The 23,353-nt window shown below is 46.5% G+C and carries 20 protein-coding genes; 3 read left to right on the forward strand and 17 right to left on the reverse strand.

Annotated features, from left to right (window positions below):
* Positions 1-5 precede the first annotated feature (5 nt).
* From AC0YNX_RS13225 to AC0YNX_RS13255, 7 genes are all read right to left on the reverse strand, one after another.
* Positions 6-881 carry a carbohydrate ABC transporter permease gene (locus tag AC0YNX_RS13225; RefSeq protein ID WP_475816118.1) on the reverse strand — a complete coding sequence of 292 codons (876 nt, stop codon included), beginning with the start codon at positions 879-881 and terminating at the stop codon, positions 6-8.
* A 121-nt stretch (positions 882-1,002) separates the two neighbouring features.
* Complete coding sequence (locus tag AC0YNX_RS13230; RefSeq protein WP_475816250.1) at positions 1,003-2,391, reverse strand: ABC transporter substrate-binding protein; 1,389 nt, start codon at positions 2,389-2,391, stop codon at positions 1,003-1,005.
* Positions 2,392-2,671: 280 nt separating this feature from the next.
* On the reverse strand, positions 2,672-3,241 hold the full coding sequence (locus AC0YNX_RS13235; RefSeq protein ID WP_475816119.1) for an SF0329 family protein: 570 nt from the start codon (positions 3,239-3,241) through the stop codon (positions 2,672-2,674).
* A gap of 129 nt (positions 3,242-3,370) precedes the next feature.
* Complete coding sequence (locus AC0YNX_RS13240) at positions 3,371-3,805, reverse strand: hypothetical protein (RefSeq protein ID WP_475816120.1); 435 nt, start codon at positions 3,803-3,805, stop codon at positions 3,371-3,373.
* 293 nt (positions 3,806-4,098) lie between these two features.
* Positions 4,099-5,208, reverse strand: a complete 1,110-nt coding sequence (locus AC0YNX_RS13245) for a CapA family protein (protein ID WP_475816121.1) — start codon at positions 5,206-5,208, stop codon at positions 4,099-4,101.
* A gap of 42 nt (positions 5,209-5,250) precedes the next feature.
* The gene (locus AC0YNX_RS13250) at positions 5,251-6,000 is read right to left on the reverse strand and encodes a PHP domain-containing protein (protein WP_475816122.1); all 750 of its coding nucleotides are present in this window, start codon (positions 5,998-6,000) and stop codon (positions 5,251-5,253) included.
* Complete coding sequence (locus AC0YNX_RS13255; protein ID WP_475816123.1) at positions 5,972-7,045, reverse strand: ATP-grasp domain-containing protein; 1,074 nt, start codon at positions 7,043-7,045, stop codon at positions 5,972-5,974. Before AC0YNX_RS13255 ends, AC0YNX_RS13250 begins: the two co-directional genes overlap by 29 nt.
* A 172-nt stretch (positions 7,046-7,217) precedes the next feature.
* Here AC0YNX_RS13255 and AC0YNX_RS13260 point away from each other — a divergent pair, with 172 nt between their 5' ends.
* The 3 genes from AC0YNX_RS13260 to AC0YNX_RS13270 all read left to right on the forward strand — a co-directional run bounded on the left by AC0YNX_RS13260 (position 7,218) and on the right by AC0YNX_RS13270 (position 9,603).
* A complete protein-coding gene (locus tag AC0YNX_RS13260; RefSeq protein WP_475816124.1) occupies positions 7,218-7,946 on the forward strand; it encodes a glycosyltransferase family 2 protein in 729 nt (242 codons plus the stop codon).
* A gap of 172 nt (positions 7,947-8,118) precedes the next feature.
* Positions 8,119-8,820 (forward strand): PIG-L deacetylase family protein, encoded by a 702-nt coding sequence (locus tag AC0YNX_RS13265; RefSeq protein ID WP_475816125.1) that lies wholly within the window; start codon positions 8,119-8,121, stop codon positions 8,818-8,820.
* A 63-nt stretch (positions 8,821-8,883) separates the two neighbouring features.
* The gene (locus tag AC0YNX_RS13270; RefSeq protein WP_475816126.1) at positions 8,884-9,603 is read left to right on the forward strand and encodes a glycosyltransferase family 2 protein; all 720 of its coding nucleotides are present in this window, start codon (positions 8,884-8,886) and stop codon (positions 9,601-9,603) included.
* A gap of 105 nt (positions 9,604-9,708) precedes the next feature.
* Here the strand turns inward: AC0YNX_RS13270 and AC0YNX_RS13275 are convergent, their stop codons facing one another.
* From AC0YNX_RS13275 to galE, 10 genes are all read right to left on the reverse strand, one after another.
* Positions 9,709-12,645, reverse strand: coding sequence for a glycosyltransferase (locus AC0YNX_RS13275; protein WP_475816127.1), 2,937 nt, complete (start codon positions 12,643-12,645; stop codon positions 9,709-9,711).
* Positions 12,646-12,990: 345 nt separating this feature from the next.
* Entirely contained in the window at positions 12,991-15,117 is a 2,127-nt protein-coding gene (locus AC0YNX_RS13280; RefSeq protein ID WP_475816128.1) for an AAA family ATPase, read from the reverse strand.
* Positions 15,114-15,875 (reverse strand): hypothetical protein, encoded by a 762-nt coding sequence (locus tag AC0YNX_RS13285; RefSeq protein WP_475816129.1) that lies wholly within the window; start codon positions 15,873-15,875, stop codon positions 15,114-15,116. The genes AC0YNX_RS13280 and AC0YNX_RS13285 overlap by 4 nt, the downstream gene beginning before the upstream one ends.
* Positions 15,872-16,636 (reverse strand): CRISPR system precrRNA processing endoribonuclease RAMP protein Cas6, encoded by a 765-nt coding sequence (cas6, locus tag AC0YNX_RS13290; protein WP_475816130.1) that lies wholly within the window; start codon positions 16,634-16,636, stop codon positions 15,872-15,874. The genes AC0YNX_RS13285 and cas6 overlap by 4 nt, the downstream gene beginning before the upstream one ends.
* A gap of 175 nt (positions 16,637-16,811) precedes the next feature.
* Positions 16,812-17,471, reverse strand: a complete 660-nt coding sequence (locus AC0YNX_RS13295; RefSeq protein ID WP_475816131.1) for a response regulator — start codon at positions 17,469-17,471, stop codon at positions 16,812-16,814.
* Positions 17,472-17,504: 33 nt separating this feature from the next.
* The gene (locus AC0YNX_RS13300) at positions 17,505-19,820 is read right to left on the reverse strand and encodes a sensor histidine kinase (protein WP_475816132.1); all 2,316 of its coding nucleotides are present in this window, start codon (positions 19,818-19,820) and stop codon (positions 17,505-17,507) included.
* 20 nt (positions 19,821-19,840) lie between these two features.
* A complete protein-coding gene (locus AC0YNX_RS13305; RefSeq protein WP_475816133.1) occupies positions 19,841-20,713 on the reverse strand; it encodes a hypothetical protein in 873 nt (290 codons plus the stop codon).
* A gap of 12 nt (positions 20,714-20,725) precedes the next feature.
* Complete coding sequence (locus AC0YNX_RS13310; RefSeq protein ID WP_475816134.1) at positions 20,726-21,409, reverse strand: hypothetical protein; 684 nt, start codon at positions 21,407-21,409, stop codon at positions 20,726-20,728.
* 146 nt (positions 21,410-21,555) lie between these two features.
* A complete protein-coding gene (locus AC0YNX_RS13315; RefSeq protein ID WP_475816135.1) occupies positions 21,556-22,326 on the reverse strand; it encodes a GT-D fold domain-containing glycosyltransferase in 771 nt (256 codons plus the stop codon).
* A gap of 12 nt (positions 22,327-22,338) precedes the next feature.
* Positions 22,339-23,352: a UDP-glucose 4-epimerase GalE gene (galE, locus tag AC0YNX_RS13320; protein WP_475816136.1), complete on the reverse strand. Its 1,014-nt coding sequence runs from the start codon at positions 23,350-23,352 to the stop codon at positions 22,339-22,341.
* Position 23,353 lies beyond the last annotated feature (1 nt).

Consider the following 23,353-nt stretch of genomic DNA (forward strand, 5'->3'; position numbering starts at 1 on the left):
ACCCCTCAGTTGTATACGCCTTTGTTCATTCGGAACACTTTCGTCGTAATGGCAAGAACGCCGATGCCGAGTATGATCATGATCGTCGCGACCGCATTGGCATAACCGAATTGATAGTTGATAATGCCGTCATAGAGCATGACCGAGATATTGTAAGTCGAGTTGCCCGGTCCGCCCTTCGTCGTCAGGAAGATCGCTTCGAACATCGTAATCCGCGCGATGATCGATAGAATGACGGAAGTGCCGAGCGAGCCGCGTATGAGCGGAAGGTTGATGCGCCAGTGGATCTGCCCTTCTGTCGCGCCGTCGATCTTCGCCGCTTCATGCAATTCCTTCGGAATCGCCATCAGATCGGACAGGACAAGCAGTGTCACGATGACCGCATAGAACACCCATGTTAAGCTGATCGCCGAGAACGCATACTGCGTATCGAAGAACCAGTTCGTATGGAAGTTCGAGAAGCCGAGCTTCCGGATGAAGTTATTCAACAGCCCCATCTGATCGTTGAAGATAAATCGGTAAATAATCGCCCAAGCCGATACGGCGATGACGTTCGGAATCATAAACACGCCGCGCACAAACCGCCAGCCGACCGGACGCTTGAAGATAATAAACGCCACGAGCGCGCCGAAGGGTACGTGGATGAAAGTAGCAATCATCGACCACTTGAACAGGTTGATCAAGGATACCGTAAGCGAGTTGTCATCCGTGAAGATCATCTTGTAGTTGTCGAACCCGACAAGCTTCGGCGCATTAAATCCGTTCCACTCTGTAAAGCCAGTCGTAAACACCGTTATAATCGGGACAAAGTAGAAGGTCAGAAATACGAGCAATGTCGGAACAATAAACAGGTACACCCATAGTTTATTGTATTTGTACATGACTGAACTCCTTTCCAGACAAGAAGCGCATTAGCGGCTGCTATGCGCTTCTTGCAGATTATTCTGTGCGACCCGGCAGTTATTTCTTATTTCTTATTTCTTATTTCTTATTTCTTATTTCTTATTTCTTGAACTTCTCCGCTGTATCCGTCATCGCTTTACAGAACTGCTCCGGCGTCATATCGTTCGTTGCCAGAAGCGGCAGGTTCTTAGCAAACAGGTCGGCTACCGATTGCGGCACGATGTCATAGACCAAACGGTTCAGCGTCTTCATCTTGGCGCCGACTTCATCGTTAAGCTGTCTCATGATTGGATTCAGCTTCGCCTTGGATTCCTCTGGCATCGGCATCTTCGGTGCGAAGCCGCCTTCTGCGACGAGGAATGCATTCAATTCTTCCGGCGAATAGATGAACTTGAAGTATTCGATCAAGCCGTCGATCTCCTCTTGCGGAGTACCTGTCGGGATCGAGTACCAGTAGCCGTCTGCGGAGCCAAGCGCAACGCCGCCCGGATAGATGGTTGCTCCGACTTTGTCTGCGAAGCCTTCTCCTACTTTATCAATGTTGCTGAAATCGCCGACCATCCACGGGCCGTTCGCAATTGCAGCCGTGTTCTCACTGAAGAATTCATTCGCGGCAATCGAGTACGTCGCGCCAAGAGCGGACTTCGTCGTGTAATCTTGCAGCAGCTTCTGAATCTTCGTGAACGTATTGATCCAGAGCGGCGAATTGAAGTTCGTTACGATATCGCCCTTCGTTAGAATCTGCTGGCCTTCCGGATCGGATGCGATCATTGCGGAAGCAAGCAGCATCGTTGTCCAGCCGTTCTCGCCTGTCATCAAGGAAAGCGGTGTCACGCCGGCAGCTTTCAACTTATCCAAGTCGCTGAAGAAGCCGTCCCATGTATCTGAGAAGCCGCTGAGACCTGCCTTCTGCATCAATTCTTTGTTATAGTACATGCCGATCGGACGCTCGAAAGCGAGCGGAAGCGATACGATCTTGCCATTCTTGTCCGTGTTATATTTAACAGAATCATCAATGAGCACGTCTTTGATTTCTGGGCTGTTGTCGATGTAAGGCTTGAGGTCAACGAAATCACCGTTGTTGATCATGATGTCGGCAAGCTCCTTGTCGACTTCAATGAGTGGAGGAAGTTTCTTCTGCTGGTAGAGAAGCTTGATCTTCTTCGAGTATTCGTCCTGGACGATTTCCTCGATTTCAATCTTGTACTTGCCAGCGAATTTCTTGTTGAAGCGTTCAATCTGAGGAAGGTAGAAGATTGCGCCTACGTTATTGCCTGTTTTGTAGCTTGGGAACTTGATGACGACTTCTTTGCCGCTGGCTGCGTTGCTCGAGCCGCTGTTCGATGAATCCGAGCTGCTGTCATTCGCTGCAGTGCTGTTGTCGCCGCTGTTGCTTGAATTTACACTGCCGCTGCTATTGTTGCCATTGTTGCTGCCGCATGCCGCGAGCGAGAGAACCAGAAGAAGAGCTAAAGTTAAGAAACTCATTTTTTTCACCGTATAAACCTCCCCAATTTGTTAGCCTGCCTCTTCAAGCGTAACCTGAAGTGTGACTGAAACCATGGTAGCGGTTAGCATTTTACCCCTTTTCCCGAAACGTTTAAGTTCGATTGCGACTTCAGTATAGGTTCATCTGGAAGCGATTACAAGGCGTTTTTTGTCAATGATAGAAACTGATTCTTGAGGCCTAACAGCCGACAAAAAGACGCTCCCACAGCGAGGAACGTCTCTTTTTGTTACAATATCACACAAGCTTACACTACTTAAATCATACCGTTCGGAGCCGCAGCAGATAAAAATACTGCACGATGGGATGCTTTGACTTTATCTTCTCTTCCATGTTCAAAACCCGCTTCTTGCCAACGCGTCTGTCAACCAATGCAAGGATATTTAATAGAATATCCCGGCTCTCCATGCTTTCCTCTATAGACTGGGATAGAAATTTAGTTGCTACAACAGTAAAGTTTGATTTGCTTAATGCCGACTGTGCTAACATAAGCTCTTTTGCACATTCTGATAGTTTTCTACCTCTTACCATCACTTTCAGACGATCCTCCGGAACTAACCCCTTGGTTTCCTGTCTGAGCGCTTCGAGCTCTTCATTATAGATAGGAATTTGGATATTGGGATCATTCTTGATTTCCTGCTCCGCTTGATACCATCTGATGAACGTCGTTGCATCATTCATGTTGAATACTTTCTTGTTATCGACGGCCATATAACACTGTCCCGCTTTATCGGGTACATAACGGTAGCTGGTTGCAAGATATTGCACCTTCCCGATTAGCGCAGGACAGAGAAAACTCTCCAGTTGTTGCTTCAATTTGCTCCAGGACATGACTTCCTCCTAAGTTCAATGCGATTCATACCTATTATGGCAGATAGACTGATATTCTGTTATCCATCATACATGAATCGACACATGAAAAAAACCAAACGGCATTCACCGTTTGGTTTACAGACACAATTATTCGCCCCCCTCGCTTTCGCATCTTATCCTGATTATTTCGCGTCGAGGTATGATCAACGTGAAATCAACCGGTTGTTCGCCACTATTATCCACGCCCGTTATTTCAACAAAATCTGCTCCGATTCTAACTAAAGGACCATCGAAATTCCCTTGGTTTCTTGTCTTGATAAAAGCATGAAAAATTGGCTCTCTTGCAGGCAATAAGTCAGGAAAATCATATCGCCCAATATCAGTAAAATTGTGTCTGATCAGCTTTCCATTTTCGGCTTCTACGACAAGAGACGATTCATTCACTTTCCTGATCGGACCATTTTGATTAATAAGCTCTCTCCCGCGATTATCAAACAAAAATACGATAAAACCGTTTAGAAGTTGTGTAAGCCGCTGTTGAAGCGTTATTTTCCTTGTAGCAGGACAAGCAATAATTTTCAATAATACCTCTCCTCTTGCAAAATTCGCTTTTCATTCTGTTTCTTTACATTCCATAAAACCCTCATTCACAATGTTCCGAGGAATTCTAGCCACGTACGCCCGTAAACACAGTTTCATCGAATTGTTGCAAGCTCAACTTTTTTATTTTACCTGTCCTAATGACGGTTATTAACGTATTATCAGCCGGTAACATTTCTTTGTACGTCAACTCCTTCAATTCCGAATGATGCGGTTGTTCGAGTCCGTCTAAGACTTATTGTCAAAACGTTCGATGAATCATCCCTTCAAGATTATTACTCGTCCTTCGGAAAAGACAATTCCCCTCTGTACATGCGCAGCGTGCCTTGAAAGGCACGTTTCATTCGCACTAGCTGTTCCTTCGGAAATTCGTCCGGTTTCCTGATCGCTTCATGCAGCGGCACGATGCGGCACATTGCGGGCTTCCCGTTCTTATTGATACTTACCCAGGTTGGGACACCCTCGATGCCGTTAAGCCGGACCTGGCCGCTCATATTTTTACGCAGCTTAAGTCTAACTATGATACCGGTCAGAGCTTCATCCTTGCCATGCAACCGAGTGGATATAAAGTTGCCAAGTGAGTAGATGGCGAATCGTTTTCTCGTCCGCCCTGAGACGTCCTTCACGGTTTGCGTCACTGCCGGCTGAAGGACATGCGGATGCGAGCCCAGCACCACATCCGCGCCGTTCCGGAATAGGAAGCTGACCCACTGCTTCTGGTGGCTGGCCGGGTTGTGCTCGTACTCTAATCCGCAATGCATGCACACGATAATAAAATCCGCGGCTGCACGCAGCCGTTTCATATCCGTCTTGATTCTTGCATGCACAAGCTTATTAACACCTGCTGGCTGGCCTTTCGGTACGGGCGTGCCATTCGTATCTCGCGTATACGATAAGATGCCAATACGGACGCCTTCGACATTCCGCACACAGAGCGCCTGCGATTCCTTCGCAGTCCGGTACGTTCCGACGTGGTAGAGACCGTTCTTGTCGAGCACATCCAGAGTCCGTTTGAGTCCGCGAACGCCGTAATCCGCGCAATGGTTGTTGGCTGTCGCAACCACATCGAAACCGGCCGCAGACAGAGCCGGCGCAAAAGCATCCGGGCTTTTGAATATCGGATTGCGGTTGTTTGGATTTCGTCTTGTCTTTTTGAAGCCAGCATCCGAGCCGCCGGCGAAGGTAGTTTCCAGATTGCCGATCGTCAAATGCGCATCCTGCAAATAACGGGCAACCGGTTCAAACATCTGATCGAACGCGTAGGTTGTCCCACTTTGAACTTCCGTGCCATTCTGCTGCCCGCTATTCCTTTTACGCAGCAATCGGATGAGTAATGGCTTCATTAGCAAATCGCCGACCGCCGCAATTACAATTTCCTTCGGCATTCCATCTTCCTCCGATTGATTGGGCTTTAATCCGATATGGTACTATATGTCAGCCGAGCGGAATTGGTTTGCGGATGCTTTTTTATTACGAATATACCGCTCGATGTCTATCGTTTGAAACCCCCGGTTGGAAAGGTCTTTGACGAACACACTATTTTTGACCATGTCTGCGACAGAGTGGCTGTCAGAAGAGACAAGTGTTGGGATCCCCTGCTCCGCTGCTATTCGAATGATCGGTTCGTCGACAGAATTGTACCGAACGTTTATCTCAAGGATTTTACCCGACACTCCGATAAGATCAACGAGTTCTTTAATCGGGAGCTGACGGCTCTCAATGCCGAATCCTTTCAGTTCAGATAGGGGATGGGCTATGATGTCTACCAGCGGGTTATCCAGCATTCGGCAGAAGGAGTCGAACCAATGTTCCACAATCTCGTTTCTGGAAATGTGGGCATCGTTGGTTTTGGAGTAAAATCCTTGGGGTTTGGGTATGCGGTGAAATGAACCGAGGACAAGATCAACGAGCGAGAGGAATGACGCGTTTGCGTCGATATCCCCGTCCAAGGATAACACTTTGGCTTCGATGCCTGAATAGACTTGTATTAAACCGCGGAATTTGGTCTTTAGCTGTTCTAGATGTGATGCATAATCCGGGACCCAAGCGCTTGTCGTCCAAACATGGTCAGTGATCGCAACTCCCTCGTATCCCAGTTCGATAGCAGTTTGAATCATTTCTTCAGCGGTATTTTTGCCATCTGAATAGTTAGAGTGTGTATGAAGATCCATCAGCATGATAGAAAACCTCCTTCCAATGCCGAACCATCCGGGTTCCCCATATCACTTTCGACGCCAAATGCATTGGCAGCACTCCTAAAGCCTGCTTAACCCCCAGAACCGGCAGATTGATCCCCGCCGCCGTACAATGAACAATCGTGCCCTGCATTCTAGGGTTGATCTCCACGATTTTAGGCTTACGAGACCGGTCTCTTCTAATTTGAATTCCAATATTACCATGTAATCCCAAGCGACCAATAACCTCGGCAGCATAGTCGATAATATCTTGATCTTTACGAATGAGACTTTGGGTCGAAATCCCACCTATTGTCGCTTCTCGAAGACGAGGGACAGCAATCATGACTCTCCCATTTTCCGCTAATATATCCACGCTGTACTCCTCATAGGGCAAATATTCCATTACAAGCACTTCCGGAAATTCTTTTCTGCCTTGAATAACGCTTAGGAGCTCGGAATGACTGGTATAAACAGACGTTGGCTTATGCCGAAACAGCAGCTCAAAGCGGTCAATTCGATCATCCAGGATGTGGAATCCTCGGCTTCCGTCAGAGATCGTTGGCTTAAAACAGACCGGTTGTTCTGGATACCCCAACGCCGTTAGAGCCATTTCAAACTGCTCGGCAGATGAGGTTACTTGAAACGAGGGAACGGCGATTCCCATCTTTTGCAGTTCGGTGTATAGCACTCCTTTATTAATCACGTTTTGTAATGCAGGGACAGAAGACAGGTTCATGTGCGTACCCCGTTGACTTAATACATCCCGATGCTCCGAAAGCTTGATTAATTCGTCCGTGACAAGTGAGAAGAGCACATCAATCCTTTCATTCCTGCAGACTTGATCGATAAAGGGAATGAATTGTTCGTCCGATGCCTTCGGTCCTATATAATGCAAGTCAGTCATGTGGAATCCGGCCGAATACGGATTGCAATCAACGCCGATAATGTGGAACTTATAGTCCTCGCTATTTCTCAGCGATTGAATTACGCCTGGGGCCGCGGGAGATCCGGCACCGGTTAAGAGAATACGGACGATTGGTTTCATCTATCTCTCACACACCTATTCTTTTTTAACATCAATATAGTCGCTACCCGAATAAGTTGTTTCGGACAGGCACCTAGAAATGCCGCAAAATAGGCTGCAACATAGGAATCGGTCAACCCCTTAGCCATAGACTGTATTTCGAAAGAAAATAAATCATCAAAGAGGTGCCGGCATGTCCAAACTCAGGAAAAATCAAAAGTCTGCTGCGGGTATTACCGTAATCACGAGCACCAATAAACCGCATTTTTTGACACATATGTTTTGGAATTATCGCAGACAAGTTTGGCCGAATAAAGAATGGATCATTGTATTGAATATGGATAATGTCAATATTAAACGATATCAAGCCATGGCATCCAAATTCAAAAATATTCGCGTGTTTCAGCAGCCCAGTCGCCGGTCGTTAGGACAATGCTTAAACTTTGCTTCCGCACGAGCCAAGCATTCCTATATCACCAGGATGGACGATGATGAGTATTATGCGCCTTATTACCTGACCGGCATCATGCGTTCTTTTCGAAAATCAAAGGCGGCTCTCGTTGGCAAACGCGCTTATTTCATCCATTTAAGCGGTAGCAAAATGCTGCTGCAGAGGTTTTATGCGGAGAATCGTTTTGTTACCATTCTGGCCGGCGGAACAATCTCCTATAAGAAAAGCGTATGGAGAAAAGTGAAATTCGCCAACCTCTCGCTCGGAGAAGATGTGAGGTTTTGCCGGGCTTGCCGGCGTAAAGGCTTTAAACTTTACGCAGGGGACAAATATAATTTCTGCGCATTAAGGAGGAAGCAGCACAACTCACACACCTGGAAAGTGAGCGACCGGGAATTTATTAATCATCGGTACACTCGCATTGTTCGAAAGAACTGCACGGCCTACAAAAAATTCGTGGTACGTGATTGAACTCCATCAATTGCCTTCGAGTACGCTCGAAGGCTTTTTGGCGTCCATAATCTGCGGATCTCCGGGTCAACCGACTAATTTGATAAGGAATAGGGCGCAGCATAGGAAACTTCTATTTTTTTTTCATAGAGTATGACAGATCGATATAAATCTAGAAGGAGGTGTCATAATAATGGGCACTTTTCTCTACTCCGGCCAACGCGTGCTTGTTTTAGCCCCTCACGCTGATGATGAAACGCTAGGCTGTGCCGGCGTCATACAGAAATATATAAGTCAAGGCAGTTCGGTTCGAACCGTTATAGCCTCCATAACTTTAAATGACTCCAATCGCTACAGCAAGGAAGAAAGTGGATACGGCATCTATAGTGGAAGGAAGAGATTATCAGAATTCAAAGAAGCGATGCGTCTGCTCGGAGTGGTAGACTATCATATTCTTTACCCGGATAATTCCGGTAAACAGCTTTACGACAGCAAACTCGACCTTATCCCCCGAGCAGAGTTAGTTGCACATATCGAACGCCATATAGAGGAATTTCGTCCAACTATATTATATATCCCCTCCATTACCAAACATCAGGACCACGAGGCTCTTCATCAAGCGGCAATAGCGGCGGTTCGACCGTATTTCTGGAACGGAGCCGTCTTGGTTTATGAGACAGACGGAGAACTTACATTTCAGCCGAATCTCTATATATCGCTTACGAAAGAGGAAATGAACCTCAAAATGAGAGCATTGGAGGCTTACAAAACTCAGATTGGATCCATGCGTCACCCCGTTCATCCTGAAAGTCTCTTTCATAAAGCAAAATTTCGCGGTAATCAGACTTACGTGGAATTTGCAGAAGCATTTGAAATCATCCGTATGCACGGTTAAGCTCCACATCGCATTCTATGAGGATAAGAAATAAAGTCGTGCGATCTTAGGAAGGAGTTCATAATGAATATGCAAACCACCCGCCTAAGCGGGGTCTCGGTCATTACATGCACCAATCGTCCGCTTTTCTTCAATAAACTAATCTATAATTTCAGAAGGCAACGCTACAATGCAAAGGAGCTTATCATCGTTTTAAACAAAGGCAGCATGAACCTGACAGAATATCGTCGGAGAGCCTCTCGATTCCCAAATATCAAGGTCTTTAAAAGGCCTGAATACTTTTCTTTGGGCAGTTGTTTGAACTACGGAATCAATAGAGCCAAATATCCAGTCATCGCCAAGTTTGACGATGATGATTACTATTCACCTAATTATTTATTGGAACAGGTAAGAGCTCTGCGTCGAACTGGAGCCGGCATAGTCGGGAAAGGAGCTCATTTGAAGTTTTTCGAAGGAAGGCGCCTCCTTGTCATTACGACACCTTCTAAAAAAAATAAATTCGTGCAATATGTGGCCGGGGGCACCTTATTGTTCAGGAGGCAATTACACAAACGTATTCGTTTTGCTAAACTGACGCTCGGAGAAGATGTTAATTTTATGCGAAGATGCCGAGCTAAAGGATATAAACTGTTCGCCACTTCGCCTTACAATTTCGTAGGCATTAGAAGAAAAAATAAACAGAGCCATACCTGGAAAGAGAGCGACAAGAATGTGTTGAAAGGAAGTTTATTTGTTGCAAGAACAATTTATTACCGCAAATGGGCGGATCGGCCGGTGAAATAACCAGTCCCTCAAAATAAATATAATCCCAAAATCAAAGAAAGGACGGTAGACATATATGTCTACCGTCACCATATCTTATACCACTGCATTTTTCATAACGCTTATTCAGACATGTTTTTTCTTGAAACGGGAGAACTTTCTCTTGGGACGGAGTAATCGATTCTTGGAACGGCGTAATTTATTCTTGCGCATTCGACGGCGTACTCTGCGCATTCGACGTACTTTCTTCAGGCGGCGCCTATTTGTAGTCCTATTGGCTTCATTTCCCTGAGTATCTGCCCGGTTCAATCGCTCATTTAGCCAAAGCAGTTCACGGTATCCTTCGGCATCAGTAATAAATATCGGCTCTAATGAAGGTGCCCACTTTTCTAAGATCCATCTGATCGTCCATTCGAACATGAGACCGATTTCTTCTTTGTGATTGGTCAAGGTAGTGTTACGACGATGGTTATAGAGATGCTTATCAATCCATCGACATGAATATTTCTCGAAAAGCAAGCATAAGACCCGTTTGTCCAATAAGTATCTCCCGTTAAATGGATCATCCGTTGGCCAACCGCCTATATCCATTAAAGCTGAGGTCCGATAAAAGCGTGGCCAGACCGAGCCTTTTGCAAAAAGGAACTCGATCTTATTCTTAAAATGAGACCCTTTAACCTGAGCTACCGCGTGACTATTCTCAACGAATATTTGGAGATTTCCTCCAATAACGGCTACGTCATCGGTGACTAATTCAGCTTCTCGAAGAAGTACTTCCAGTGCTTTCGCCTCAAGCCAATCATCAGATTCAAGTTGAAGAAAGTAGGGCGTATCCACCATAGAGAGTGCCAAATTCAGGCATTTGGACTTTCCTATATTTTGATCGTTTCTAATAAGCGTAATCCGTTGGTCCGAGAGTAAATGACCCAGGCGTTTCCAGCTGTTGTCAGTAGAAGCATCATCGACTATGATTAATTTCCATTTAGCCGATGTTTGTTTGAACACGCTAGTCACTGCTTGGGTCAAATACTGGGCTGAATTATAGGAAGGAATAACGACTGTTACCATTGGAGTGGAAGTGCTCGGAGACTGCTCGGCGGAGACAAGGTCTTCAAGGTCCTCTTTTCTGAAAGGATCGGAAGACATCGGTATTTTAAGAATGCGATCATAGAAATCATTATATCTTCCTGGGCTGCCTTCCACAGAAAATCCATTCATAATGTTCCTTCTTGCTTTCTGTCCCATATGCTGTCTTGTTTCGCCGTCGCCTATCAGCCTCATCACTTGAAGAGCCATCTCGTATTCTTCCGTATCCGATCGAGGGATCAATATTCCGGTTTCTTGGTTATGGATCAGTTCGTTCCAGCCGCGAACGTCGAAAGCGATAACAGGAACGGAAGAGGACATAGCCTCCAATCCGACAAGAGGGAGCCCTTCGCTGGAGGAAGTGGATACAAGCACATCCGTTATCTGATAGATTCGATCCATAACGTCCCTGTTCCCCAAGTAATGAAACCGGTTCTTGTAGCAGCTTTTGTCGATATGCCGTAAAACGTCTTCTTGCAACTTCCCGGCACCTACGAGCAAGAAATGGACTTGCCCTAACGAATCGAGCTCTCCGATCCTTTCTGCAACCGATAAAAACTTAATCGGATCTTTATCCTCCGCCATTCGCCCAATATAGCTGACGATTTTGCAGTCCGGCGGCAAGGCGAAATGTTTTTTTATTTGCATGACTTCTTCCAATGATACGGGGGTGAACAGGAGTGTTTCTACTTTATTGGAGATTACCGTTATTTTAGAGGATGCTACAGCGAACTCGTTCATCAAGGAGTCCTTGAGAGATGGCTTGATCACGACGTGATGGTCAATCTTATGATCATATTTAGCCGCTTTTCGGACATGATCCCAAGGAAGTTCAGGAACATATGAATGAAGCAGCGTTACTGTAATGACATGCGGAAAATCTTTTTTTAGGACAGACAGCATGTCATAACCGAATTCGCTGTTGCATATATGGACGATATCGATCTCCCGGATCTTTAGAATATGTTTAAAAATGGCTTCCATTTGCATATTATCCGAACAATAATTTGGCAGCATCAGTATGTCGTCTATATAATTTGCAAAACGTTCATACCAAGGATTCGGGCTATAAAGAGTCGTCACTAGGGTGACATCAAATCTTTCTTTCGAGAGCCCCGTAATGATATCGAGCACAACCTTATCGGCGCCCCCGATTTCGAGCCAAGGCAGGACGAACAAGATGTTCGTCTTATTCTTAGGTCTTGGCAAGAATTCATAATCATTATTATTACTGCTCCAAGGCATGACGGTTGGGACTACGGAGTCCGTCCAAGCTTTCTTTATTTCATCTATCTGTTCGTCACCGAAAAGCTTTGGGTGGTTGGAACGAATCGTTTCGATAAGGTGTTCCCGCATTTCATTGTGCTGGGTCAAGGTTGATACCTTGTGTTTACGATAGTAAAACAGCGGCTCGGGAATTTGATAACCTAACCAGCCCTTCTCCGCGATGGAAAGCCAGAAATCCCAGTCTTCATAGCCTTTTATTTTCTCATTGTAGCCTCCCGCCGCTTCCCAGGCCTCCTTGCGAAACAGTGAGGTTCCAATGATTATGTTATCTTGAAGCAGGTTGTAAAGATTGTAAAGCGGCGGGCTATAAACCCAGTCCTGGTTCCCGAAATGCTTGAGCCAAGATGTTACAAACCCAACTTCGGGACGTGTCTCGAGAATCCAATATTCCTTCTCCAGTAAGGTAGGATGAATACGATCATCTGCGTCCAGCGGTAAAATATACTCACCCTTAGATTCCCTAATTCCGAAGTTTCGGGCGGCAGGGAGACCACGATCCTCCATATGGATGACCCTTGTTTTCGGGTATGAAAGTGAATGAAGAAGTTGAAGGGTTTCCGGCTCCGTAGAACCATAATCCACGATAATGATTTCAAAATCCTGAAAGGTTGACGACATGCATGAATCCAAGGCATCCTTAATAAAATGACCATAATTTTTGCACGGAATGATGATCGATATCCGGGACATTTATCTCCCTCACTTCCTTAAAGATGTTTTCGAATCCAAGCTGTTCGACCTCATTTCACCAGTTTACTAGCTGTTTCACCATAATACGCGGAATATTCGGTTACTGACTGGTTATTCGTTTAGTAATTCCGGAGTTTTTAACTGTTTTAGTCAGCAAAGATATCTCCCGTAAATTGAGATCTATTAATAAACTTTTAGGTCTTCTCGAGGACGCGCGCAAAAAATAAACCGACTGAAATGGCTTCAGCCGGTTTTCATCATCAAAGAATGATCTGAATGGTAAAACCATCCCTTTTAGCAGGGAATACATTCAATTCTAGAACTTTCTCTAGTTTTAATTGTCTGTCATCCCTTTGGCAGGGCATTGGTGCCCGGCAGAAACCCGGATCCCTTAAAAACATGCAGTATTCGTTTTACCAACATCGTTTTACGTATCATTCCTTTTCGCCCAGCGCCTTGGATTAGAATGTCAGGATCGCCGATAAGAACCAACTCTTTACGGGCTCTCGTAAGCGCCGTGTACAATGAATTCTTATACCACATCGATTGCCGATGCGGGATTTCAAGGCCAATGTCAGTAAGCGGAATTATGACCCCCTCATACTGACTGCCTTGCGTCTTAGCCGTTGTAATGGCATAGGCAAGCTCCATTTCGCTCATTAACTCCGGCAACGTGTAGAGAACTTCCTTATCCGGCTCGAAATAAATGCAGCTGCTTTGGGATGGATGGAACGATCGAATTACGCCTACTTCACCATTGTCGGCTCTTGATGTATTGGTCATTTGAATGACAGGATCTCCTATCCCCATTCCGTCCGCCATGTTAACCGGGTTGATTCGCTGCTTCATAAATATGTTCAATCGGTCTGTACCAAGACTGTACTGCTCCCTGTACATGGTGATGACCGGGTATTGTTTGGCTTTATCCTGATAAAACCGAAGAATGCTTTCTTTCGTTTCCGCCACGGATTCAGTAGGAATCATCTGAATGCCTGCTGCTTGCAACTGCGAATAGTCGACCTCTCCAAGAAGAACGGCTCGTGCCAGCGAAAGGATCGCGCTGTCGTTCCTATAATTACATTTTAACGTGACTGTCGGGAATCCAAGGGAAATCATGTCCAGGAACGGACGCCCCGGACCTATCGGTTCCAACTGATTCGGGTCGCCGACAAATACCAGCCTGGTCCCCCGCTCCACCGACCATAATAAATCGCGCCATAGATACTCGTTGACCATGCTGGCTTCATCAATAATCAATACGTCCGCGTTCAGCGGATTTCTCTTGTAGTGATACCAAATGCGGCTTGTTTTCTCTCTGCCTTTACCCAGCAGCGAATGAATGGTTTGAGCCGGATAGCCGGTCATCCCCTCCAACTGCCTCGCCGCTTTCCCTGTAGGAGCGGCCAGTTTGACTTGAATACTAGGCAGCAGTGTTTGTAAGACCTTAATCAGATAGGCGATCCAGCTGCTTTTCCCCGTGCCCGCTTCTCCGCGGACCAGAAGAACCGGTTGCTCGAAGAATTGTTCGATCCCCCGCTGTTGATCCTCATCCAGATCAGGAAGCCGACCAGCTCCAATTAAGTTCTGAATCGTGCTGCTCAAGTTTCCCGGTTTCGTTACTGGGCATGATATTAGGTCAGCTAAACGCTGCGCAATTTGGATTTCGGCGAAATATAAGTGCCGGTCAAAGAATAGATTCCCTCTGCAGATAAGCTCATGATCCCGCTCCTGAGCAAACCGCTCGATTTCGAGGCGTATTTTATCCTTAGGCAGCGATTTCCCTAATATGGCATAGACCCTATTCTCGAATTCGGCAGCGCTAATGTAGCTGTTTCCCCCGTTTAAATATTGGATATACACATATTGAACAGCAGCGCCAATCCGATATGGGCTGTTCGCTTCAATTCCTTTTTCCAGCGCAAGCGTATCGGCGACCTGGAAAGGGACGGAAGGGACGCGGTTCAACAAATACGGCTGCTCTTCGATTAAGTCGATGGCAGTAATGCCTAATAGTTCACATATCTCATGAAGCATTTTACGTGAAAGATCGAACCTTTGCAGATAATTAAGCAGATTTGGAACGGTATACTGCTCGATCAGGCTATTTCTCACAAGATCGCTTACCAATTTGTCGCCTGTGGTCAATCGTTCCAGCAGCTCCGGTTGTTCCATCAATGTGTGAATCTGGTTATCGAGATAGGGATGCATGCGTTGAAAGGCTGCGGGATGGCTTGAGGAGAAATGCTCCGGAAGCAGCTTGGAGATTGGCTCGAGGAGGCGGTAGCGATGGATGATGAATGTATGCTCGGTTGTGAACTGACCTTCTATGCTAAGGTTTCGGAAACGAGTCGGAAGCGCCCTTGCACGGATGCGCAGCGGAGAACCTTGTTCAGGCTGAAACCAGCCTGCTTTCTCCTGCCCACTCGACCTGATCTTCGTCAGCCGACCTGAAAAGATAGGGTTATCCTTCATTCTGCGCTCCGTTCATTCCATATATTTCGCAAGCTTTTCTTGTTCTTGAAGGACATAGATCTTATTGGATCTGCATGCGGCTCTCCCTGCTCATTATTGCTGCTACCAACAACGCTTAGCCAGGAGCTTGGGCGCGGCAAGTAACAAACTTCCTTAGATGCGGGATTATAGCCGGGAGGAACCGGCGACGTAACTGCATAGTACCACTGCTGTAATTTATCCTCGTAATATCGGATGGGAATGGCCCTCATCGGTTCATCTTGATAAATCCAGCTCTTATCCTCCGTGATTTCAACAACCTGAATGTTCGCAACCTTCCCGTAGCCTTGCGAGCGCTTCGGTCCTAACGCAGGAATGAAGGCTGCAAGTTCCTGAATCGCGCCAAGTGCTCCCCGGCAGTAAAACGTGACTTCAACCGGGCAAGCAAGCGTATATACATGCTGGTGATACGCCTTGAAATAGCCACCGCTTAAATCAAGGTCATGGGGAAGATCGCCTGAATAACGTTTCGTGTAGAATTGCACATTTCTCCCTGCTGAACGAGTAAACCCGACGCTGGCCATATACAATGAAGATTCTTGATGACGTTCGATCGGCAGATCTGGGGTCTGAAATCTCTCTTCACTCTGTCCCAGCCAGAGGCCCTCCCTTAAGCTTAACGCCTTCATTAAGAGGGCATCAAAGCCAATCGGGTACTCGGGAACGATCATTTCCGAGCATAACGTGAATGTGATCTGGAGGTTCTTACAGCCGATCATAGAACTCTCCTCCCCCCGGATAATGGTCGCGAGTTCTGATCCAGATTCACGCGTCCCATCCCGAAAGAGCATTTCCAGCCGACACCGGAGTAGTGCGAGAAGAGAAGCAGCCGGTTAAGAATTCCCCTCAAGTTGCCGATTTCGTGCACATTTTGAATGACCGCTCTGCCGGAAAAGGTATTCAGAATGATTTGTTTGCGAATCGGATATAACACCGAATGTATGTCATAGGAGGAAATGAACAGACCGGATGCAAGGCGTTTTCTATACTCCGCGGTGGAATCGATCGATTGGGGCGCGACTTCATTCCATTTGTTTACGAGGCTGTTCACGATCTTATCCGGAAGAGGCAATATCACCGTATGGCGCCCGCTGTTGAAAGCCGTATATTGAAAGTTCATCTCTATGCTCTCGGCAATAGGCAGGCTGTTAAAGACATCATAGCTGACGATTCCCGCCTTCGGATGATCGTCCTGGTGCATGACGGTCTCTTCCACCAAATAATAGTGGTGTCCGAGCCTCACTTCCTTTCCCTTCTCAACATGGCGTAAAAATGTCAACATGATCCTCTCATCGAAAAATACAACATGAAGCAGCAACAAGCCATTGCGATCTTGCTCTATCTCTTTAATCGAGAAAGGAGATTTCTGTGCTTCATGATAGTATTGGCCGATCGGAGTATCGCGGATTTCGCTATACACCCATCCATGAATGTAATTCGGATAGACGTGCCGAACCTGGCAACCCTGCCTGTTTCTCAACAGCAAGACCGTATTCGCGATCAAGACAACACATCCTTAGCTGCCGTATAAGCATCTGTATCATCTTAAGGATATGTATTCCGTTTCCAGTTCTTGAACGCCAACACGGTTGCAATACAGCGCATTTCATGTTCGGTGCCCCCGCGTACACCGCAAGTCCACGACCGCAAGTCCACTATCGATTGTCTAAACCGGAAATCAGCCCCAGCCGCTGTGCTTCCGCGATGGCCTCTCCTCGGGAGCTGACATTCAACTTCTCGAATATGCGGGTCAAATGATATTCGATGGTTCGCTGGCTCATGAAGAAAATCTCGGCCAACTCCTTATTGCTTTTTCCACTGCAGACTTCATTCAGGATGCTTTGTTCTTTGGAGCTGATCGATACTCGATCAAGCGACTTCTCTCCTCTGGCATGCAGAACCTGGATGTCGGTCCTTCTAAGCTGCTTGAGAAGTTGAATCGGGACTATCGCTTCCCCGTTCACTGCGCACCGGAGAGATTGGATCATTTGTTCACGCGTTGACAGTTTGCTGATGAAACCGGAAACTCCGTTTTCTACCAACAGATTGAAATGGGGTTCAATATCATAACCGGTATAGATGATAATCCTTACATCCAGATTTAGTTCGCTAATACCGCGAGCTACCTCAAGACCGTTCATGCCAGGCATAATCAAATCAAGAAGTAAGATGTCATAGGTTTCCCTCTGCAGCTTCTCCAGTACTTCCGCACCTGTAGATACGGCAGTAATCGACATATCGCTTTCCCTCTCAAGCATATGAATGGTTCCTTCACGAACCGACGGATGGTCATCTGCAAGCAATATGCTGATCATGAGGCACTCCTTTCATTGATCATTGGCTGATGTTCATTCCCCTATCGAAAGTATCCTTGGAAGCCTGATCCTGACAATCGTCTCTTGGCTTCCGCTGAATTGGATTCTACCTTCAAGACTGTTCACGCGTTCTTTAATGCCGGTAAGTCCGATACGATGGTTCAACTCGCCTTGCTCGGTGGCATTGCCAATGCCTACTCCGTCATCCCTATAAAATAGGGATACTTCATGAGGCATAATAGAAATGTAAACCTTAACTTTGGTGGCGTTGGCATGTTTCCCCGCGTTTCCGAGCAACTCTTGCAATATCCGGTACATCGCAATCGTGTATTCATAGTCCAATTCCGTATCAAATTCATCGTAATCGAAGTCAATTGTAAAATTTTCGCGCAGCTGAATCGTATGGAACAACTGCTTTAACGATTCAACGAGCCCAATCTCCTTTAGTAGAGATGGCCTAAGCTCATTGCAGGTTGAACGAGTTTCATGAATGACATCCAGCAGCCCTTCCCTGATGGCGGTCAACTCCTTCCGCAGGACATCGGACATTTCAAAGTCAGTCGTTGTTTCCCCGATTCTTCTATACCAATACAGTTGATTCTGCAAGACCGAATCATGCAGATCCAGCGCAAACCGGCTTCTTTCATTTTCCTGCAAATTAAAAATGAATCGCATCAGCCAAGGCGGCGTATTCTTCTCCGGCTGTTTCTTTATCGTATCCTTGAACTCATCGGTAAGCCCTTGAATGAGGTATAGATTCTCAAACACGATACTGACGTATCGAGATAAAGTTTGAAGCCATATCATTTCGTCAATGTTCAGCGAGGTGCCATTGGGTTTGTCGCCGATCCATACGACATACCTGTTCTCCCTGCTCTCGCCGGCTGATAGGATGGCACCATTACTTAATACTTTGATCACTCCTGCAGGCAGAGGTTTCTTAAACATGACATCCATTAATAATTCGGTCGGATACTCCTCGTAGCCCATAATGAACCGAATGGAAAATGCCTGCGAGTCGACCTCCAATAATGAAACAGCATGAATGCCCAGCACCTGTTTGATCTCCCGAATGAATCGTTCTTCCAAATCAGTAACCTTCATTACTTTGGATATGTGGGAAGCAAATTGGTCCAATCGATATTGAAAGTCATTTGCCTTCGAGAAGAGCCTAGATCCGAAGCGGAATTCCAACATTTCCTTGAGATACAGCAATAACAAGACAATTATGGGAAAGAAGATCAGCGTCTCTATTTCAAGATCCGGCGAATGACTTAGAACGGAATCCAGGAACCAATGAATAAACGACAGAATAAGAGCTAGTCCGGCATTATAACGAAATCGCCCAATATAGAAGTCAATATCAAGCAGCCGTTTGGCCGTGATTAAATAAATGAACGTTGCAGGGAGCAAGACAAGGAATATCACGGTTTGACCCGCCGATACCCATCCAGTGCCGACAATTAATTTAGGGATCGCATATAAAGCGATAAATGGACCAAACGATAAAAATACGCCGATGAGCATAATTTTTATCTCTGTCTTAAATAGCAGCGATCGATCTCTAAGCCCGGCAATCAATAGAATCAGTAGGCATATCACGCATTCCATAATAAACCAGCCTAGCAGGGAAATCGTCACGATCTCATAGGAAGAACCCACACGCATTAATGTGACAACCGCTTCGAAGACGATAAGCAGTCCATTAACCAAGGTGAGTGATTGCAGAATCAAGGGATGAACGATTCGCATTTTGCCGATCGATTGGATGTAGCTGTTCAAAAAAACCAGTAGAAAGTATGGCGTGAACAAGAAAGATGCGCCGCTGAATAATTCAGGCAAAATATGTCCTTGAGCGGACGCTCCTCCGCATACGCAACACAATCCTACAGAAATAAGAAAGAAAAAAAGTCCGTAAAAGTAAGCATTATCGGTTTTTTTATATACAACAAACGCTGCAACGAAAATGATAATAAGGAAAATAATCCCAGGATAGAGTATAAATAATTTGAACTGATCTTCCGTCAGACCTCTTGGGATCTCGAAAGACAATTCAGTCCCGTTGTGTTCAATCGTTATGCTGTGCACCTGCTCGAGAATACCAAAGGTTTGGACAGTAGTAGCAAGCTCTGGTGTATTCTCATCGACCAGAATGACAGAATCGCCTTCTCGAATGTCTTGCGTATGAGCCCATCCATCCGTATCGATACTGGCTATTTGCCATCCACCGTCATCCATTTCTTGAAGCTTGATGCCGATATAGGGCTTTTGAATGGTCAAGATAAATACGAATGCCACAAAAAAAAGAATCGGTATGACCAAATATTTCATATGAAAACGGACAACCACGGGTATCCCTCTTTTCGGTTCTAGTTCTCCCCGCTGCTCCAATTCGACTGCAGAAACGCGAGTATCTTCGTTTTGTTTTGTTCGATATAGCTGATGTAGGGATCTGCTGAAGAACGGTTGGCCTCCAGTGAATAATGGAATTCGACTTTACCGTGGCCTTGCGCTACTTTACCGCCGACCCTGCCGTACCGGTTCAGCTCCTCCAATAGATGATAGAACAAGGCCGTCTCCACGCTGCTTGCCCCCATTAAAGTGAACGCATGCATGAATGTCATGTTCGGTACGATATATTCGGTTTTATAGATCATTTGATTCCGTTCCGTCTTCGGATCATCGGAATGGTCTTGCCTTGTATAGAATAGCCAGTCGGTAATTTCGGCGGCGCGAATGCCTGGTTTTGGTTGCCCATATAGCTCAGCCACTTCGTCCACGATTGGTACTAAGAAGTCGGTAATCAACTTACCGCTAATCAGCTGCCGCTTGAATGAACAACCCATCAAGGAAGCAAGCGGGATATGCTCGCGGAGATCCTCTATGAATGGCCTATGCGCTTCCTGATTTTCTTCCTGCTTTGCTTTCTGCCGCACTTTCGCCGCACCTGCCTCGAGTGATCCTCCGGAGAATAGCAGATAGCGCAACTTCCGCCCGATCCTGTCCGGATCAAGTTCCAGCATCTCCAAGTAGGATTGTGCGCCTAACCGGCGCATAATGCCGCGGATACTGTTGCCGCTGATCACGGGTATATGTACGGCCTTGCCTTCATACCACACTTTCATTTTCCTGTGGAAACGCTCATTCCCTTGAGAAGCCACGCCTTCATCTGGCATGTCAGCTCCATGAACAATCGGTTGAAGTGATTTTACCGTGCCTTGAATCGTTACAATGGCTGACACGAAGTTCCCCCCCTATCCCTCCAAACTCGCTTGGCTTGAATTCGTTAATTGCAGGACAAGCGATAATAATGGCGATGGTCGAAGTGACGAAAGGATGGATTCGTTGTTTGGAAGATAACCTCGTGCATAGGTGCCTCTTTCAATCTGAACGGCGGAAATGCCTGCTTGCATGAGCAGCCTTACCGACTCATATACGTTTCGGTGCAAATCCGGTATTAGCAGGACGGATTGTTCGCCGAATTGCACGTAGAACTGTGACCGGTCGTAATTCAGCTTTGCGCGAAGCATAATGTGTTTCCGGTAGTCGGATGGAATACTGATTGCAAAAGGTGTGGAAGGGGGCGAATAAAAAAGCGACCGGACGAGCGATTCTCTGTCGCGCGGATCTGCCATTGTCAAGAATTGCACCGCTTGCGCTTCGGCAACGACAGCTTTCCGCCGGAAATCATCCGTTCGCAGAACGGTTATGCATGGCAGACAGAACGATTCGCTTGTTCGGACTTGATGCAGATGCCAATCGGTATAACGTGACAGCTCCAACTGCTTCATCGGCACCATGAAATCAAAACAGTATCCGCAATAAGCGCACACTTCTCCTTCATGAGGAGATGTCAGACGCAGCCGCCGCTCCAAGTCCGTGTTTCTGAAGATGTCAAATACAAGGCGGGATAAGCTAGTTGGAGTGTCCTTAGCCATATGAGAATCCCTCCCGTATAGAATACTCGGAATAAAAACTGAACATGACATGAATTCGCCGTCCTCAATTCAATCTTGAGAACGTTCCGTTTAGAGAATAAAACGACCGGCGACCGAATATAGACCGGTGCCGGCCGAAAGCAGCCTTACATTTCCAAGAGTTTTGTTAATTCGATTTGCGTGGAGAGCCACTCCTCCCCTTCAATTCTGCCGTTGATTAACGTCTCCATGCCCTGGCCGAGATCAAACGCGACTTTCCCTAGCTCTCGCGCTATATAAGGCGCTAGGATGACTGCATTAATACCGGCAGCCAGCAAACACAAGTCAAATTCGCATGCATTTATCTCCTGCTTTACCCGAGGGAGATCCTCATACCGCTCGATCTTTATTGTACCTGTAATTTGGAAATTGAGCATGGCTTTGAGCTGAATGTCCAGCGCTTCTTTAACCTCGTCCGCATAGCTGCAGACGATGATGATTCTTCTGTTAGCCAACATGGCATGAAATTTCTGTTGCTGAGAAATCATAATGACCCGTCTTGTGTAGGCCTCAAATACGAAACTCGGGGCTATACCATAGACATCAAATACATGTCTGGTCAATTCCCCTGACCTTGATACCCGAATATTGATTCCGACGATATCCGTATTTCTCACCGCTTCTAACGCTGCATCCCGAGCTTCTATGTTTGGAAACGTAATCCCGCGATGCCCGTGCCCTCTTCTTGTTACGTTTGGATGATTCGCAACATGTGCTTCCGGATGGTTCATAAATTGTTCCTCCGAATAAACCGCATATTGAGCCAGGACATGCGTTTCGGTAACCCCCACGGATATGACAGAGAGAGGCAATCGAAGGTCAAGCGAGTTCAGGATTCGATCCATGACTTGCCCGGTATTCAGTTCTTGATAAGCCAATGATGTGCCCCCTCACCATGCATATCCTCTAGGATTGTGTGATTGCCAGCGCCAAGCGTCTAGACACATCGCCTCCAAATCCTTCTCAGCCTTCCAACCGAGTTCTTGCTTGGCCTTTCGCGGGTCTGCATAACTGACGGCCACGTCGCCAGGCCGGCGGTCCACCAGCTGATAGGGCACATTGCAGCCTGCAATCTTCTCAAACGTATGCACGAGATCAAGCACGCTATATCCTATACCCGTCCCCAGATTATATGCTGCTATTCCTTCCGTTTGCAGCGAACGTTCTAACGCTTTCAAATGACCCCTTGCAAGATCAACCACATGGATATAATCCCTCACACCCGTACCGTCCGCAGTCGGATAATCGCTGCCGTACACGAGCAGCGTTTGAAGCTTGCCCACCGCAACCTGTGTAAGAAACGGCATGATATTATTAGGCACGCCTTTGGGATCCTCGCCTATACGCCCGCTCGGATGAGCTCCTACCGGATTAAAGTAACGGAGCAAGGAGATGCTCCACGATGGGTCGGCAAAGGTTATATCCCTTAATATGTCCTCAATCATCTGCTTGGTCCGCCCGTAAGGGTTGGTAGCCTTGAGAGACTCTTCCTCTTTGACCGGTACATGAACCGGATACCCGTATACGGTCGCCGAAGAACTGAATACTAATTTCTTTACATTGTACGTCTGCATGATATCCGTAAGAATCAGCGTACCGGTAATATTGTTATGGTAATAGCTCAGAGGATTCCTCATTGATTCTTCCACGGACTTAAATCCGGCAAAATGGATCACGGCTTCAATCGCATGCTCAGCGAACACGCTGCCTAGCCTGTTACGGTCCAGTAGATCGACATTGTAAAACCGCAGCGGTTTTCCTGTGATTTCCATCACGCGGTTTAGAGACTCCGGATTACTGTTGGATAAGTTGTCAACCACAATGACATCGTGGCCTGCATGCAGAAGCTCCACGCAAGTGTGGCTCCCGATAAAGCCTGCTCCCCCGGTCAGAAGGATCGACATG

Source organism: Paenibacillus sp. J31R98, assembly GCF_056269245.1.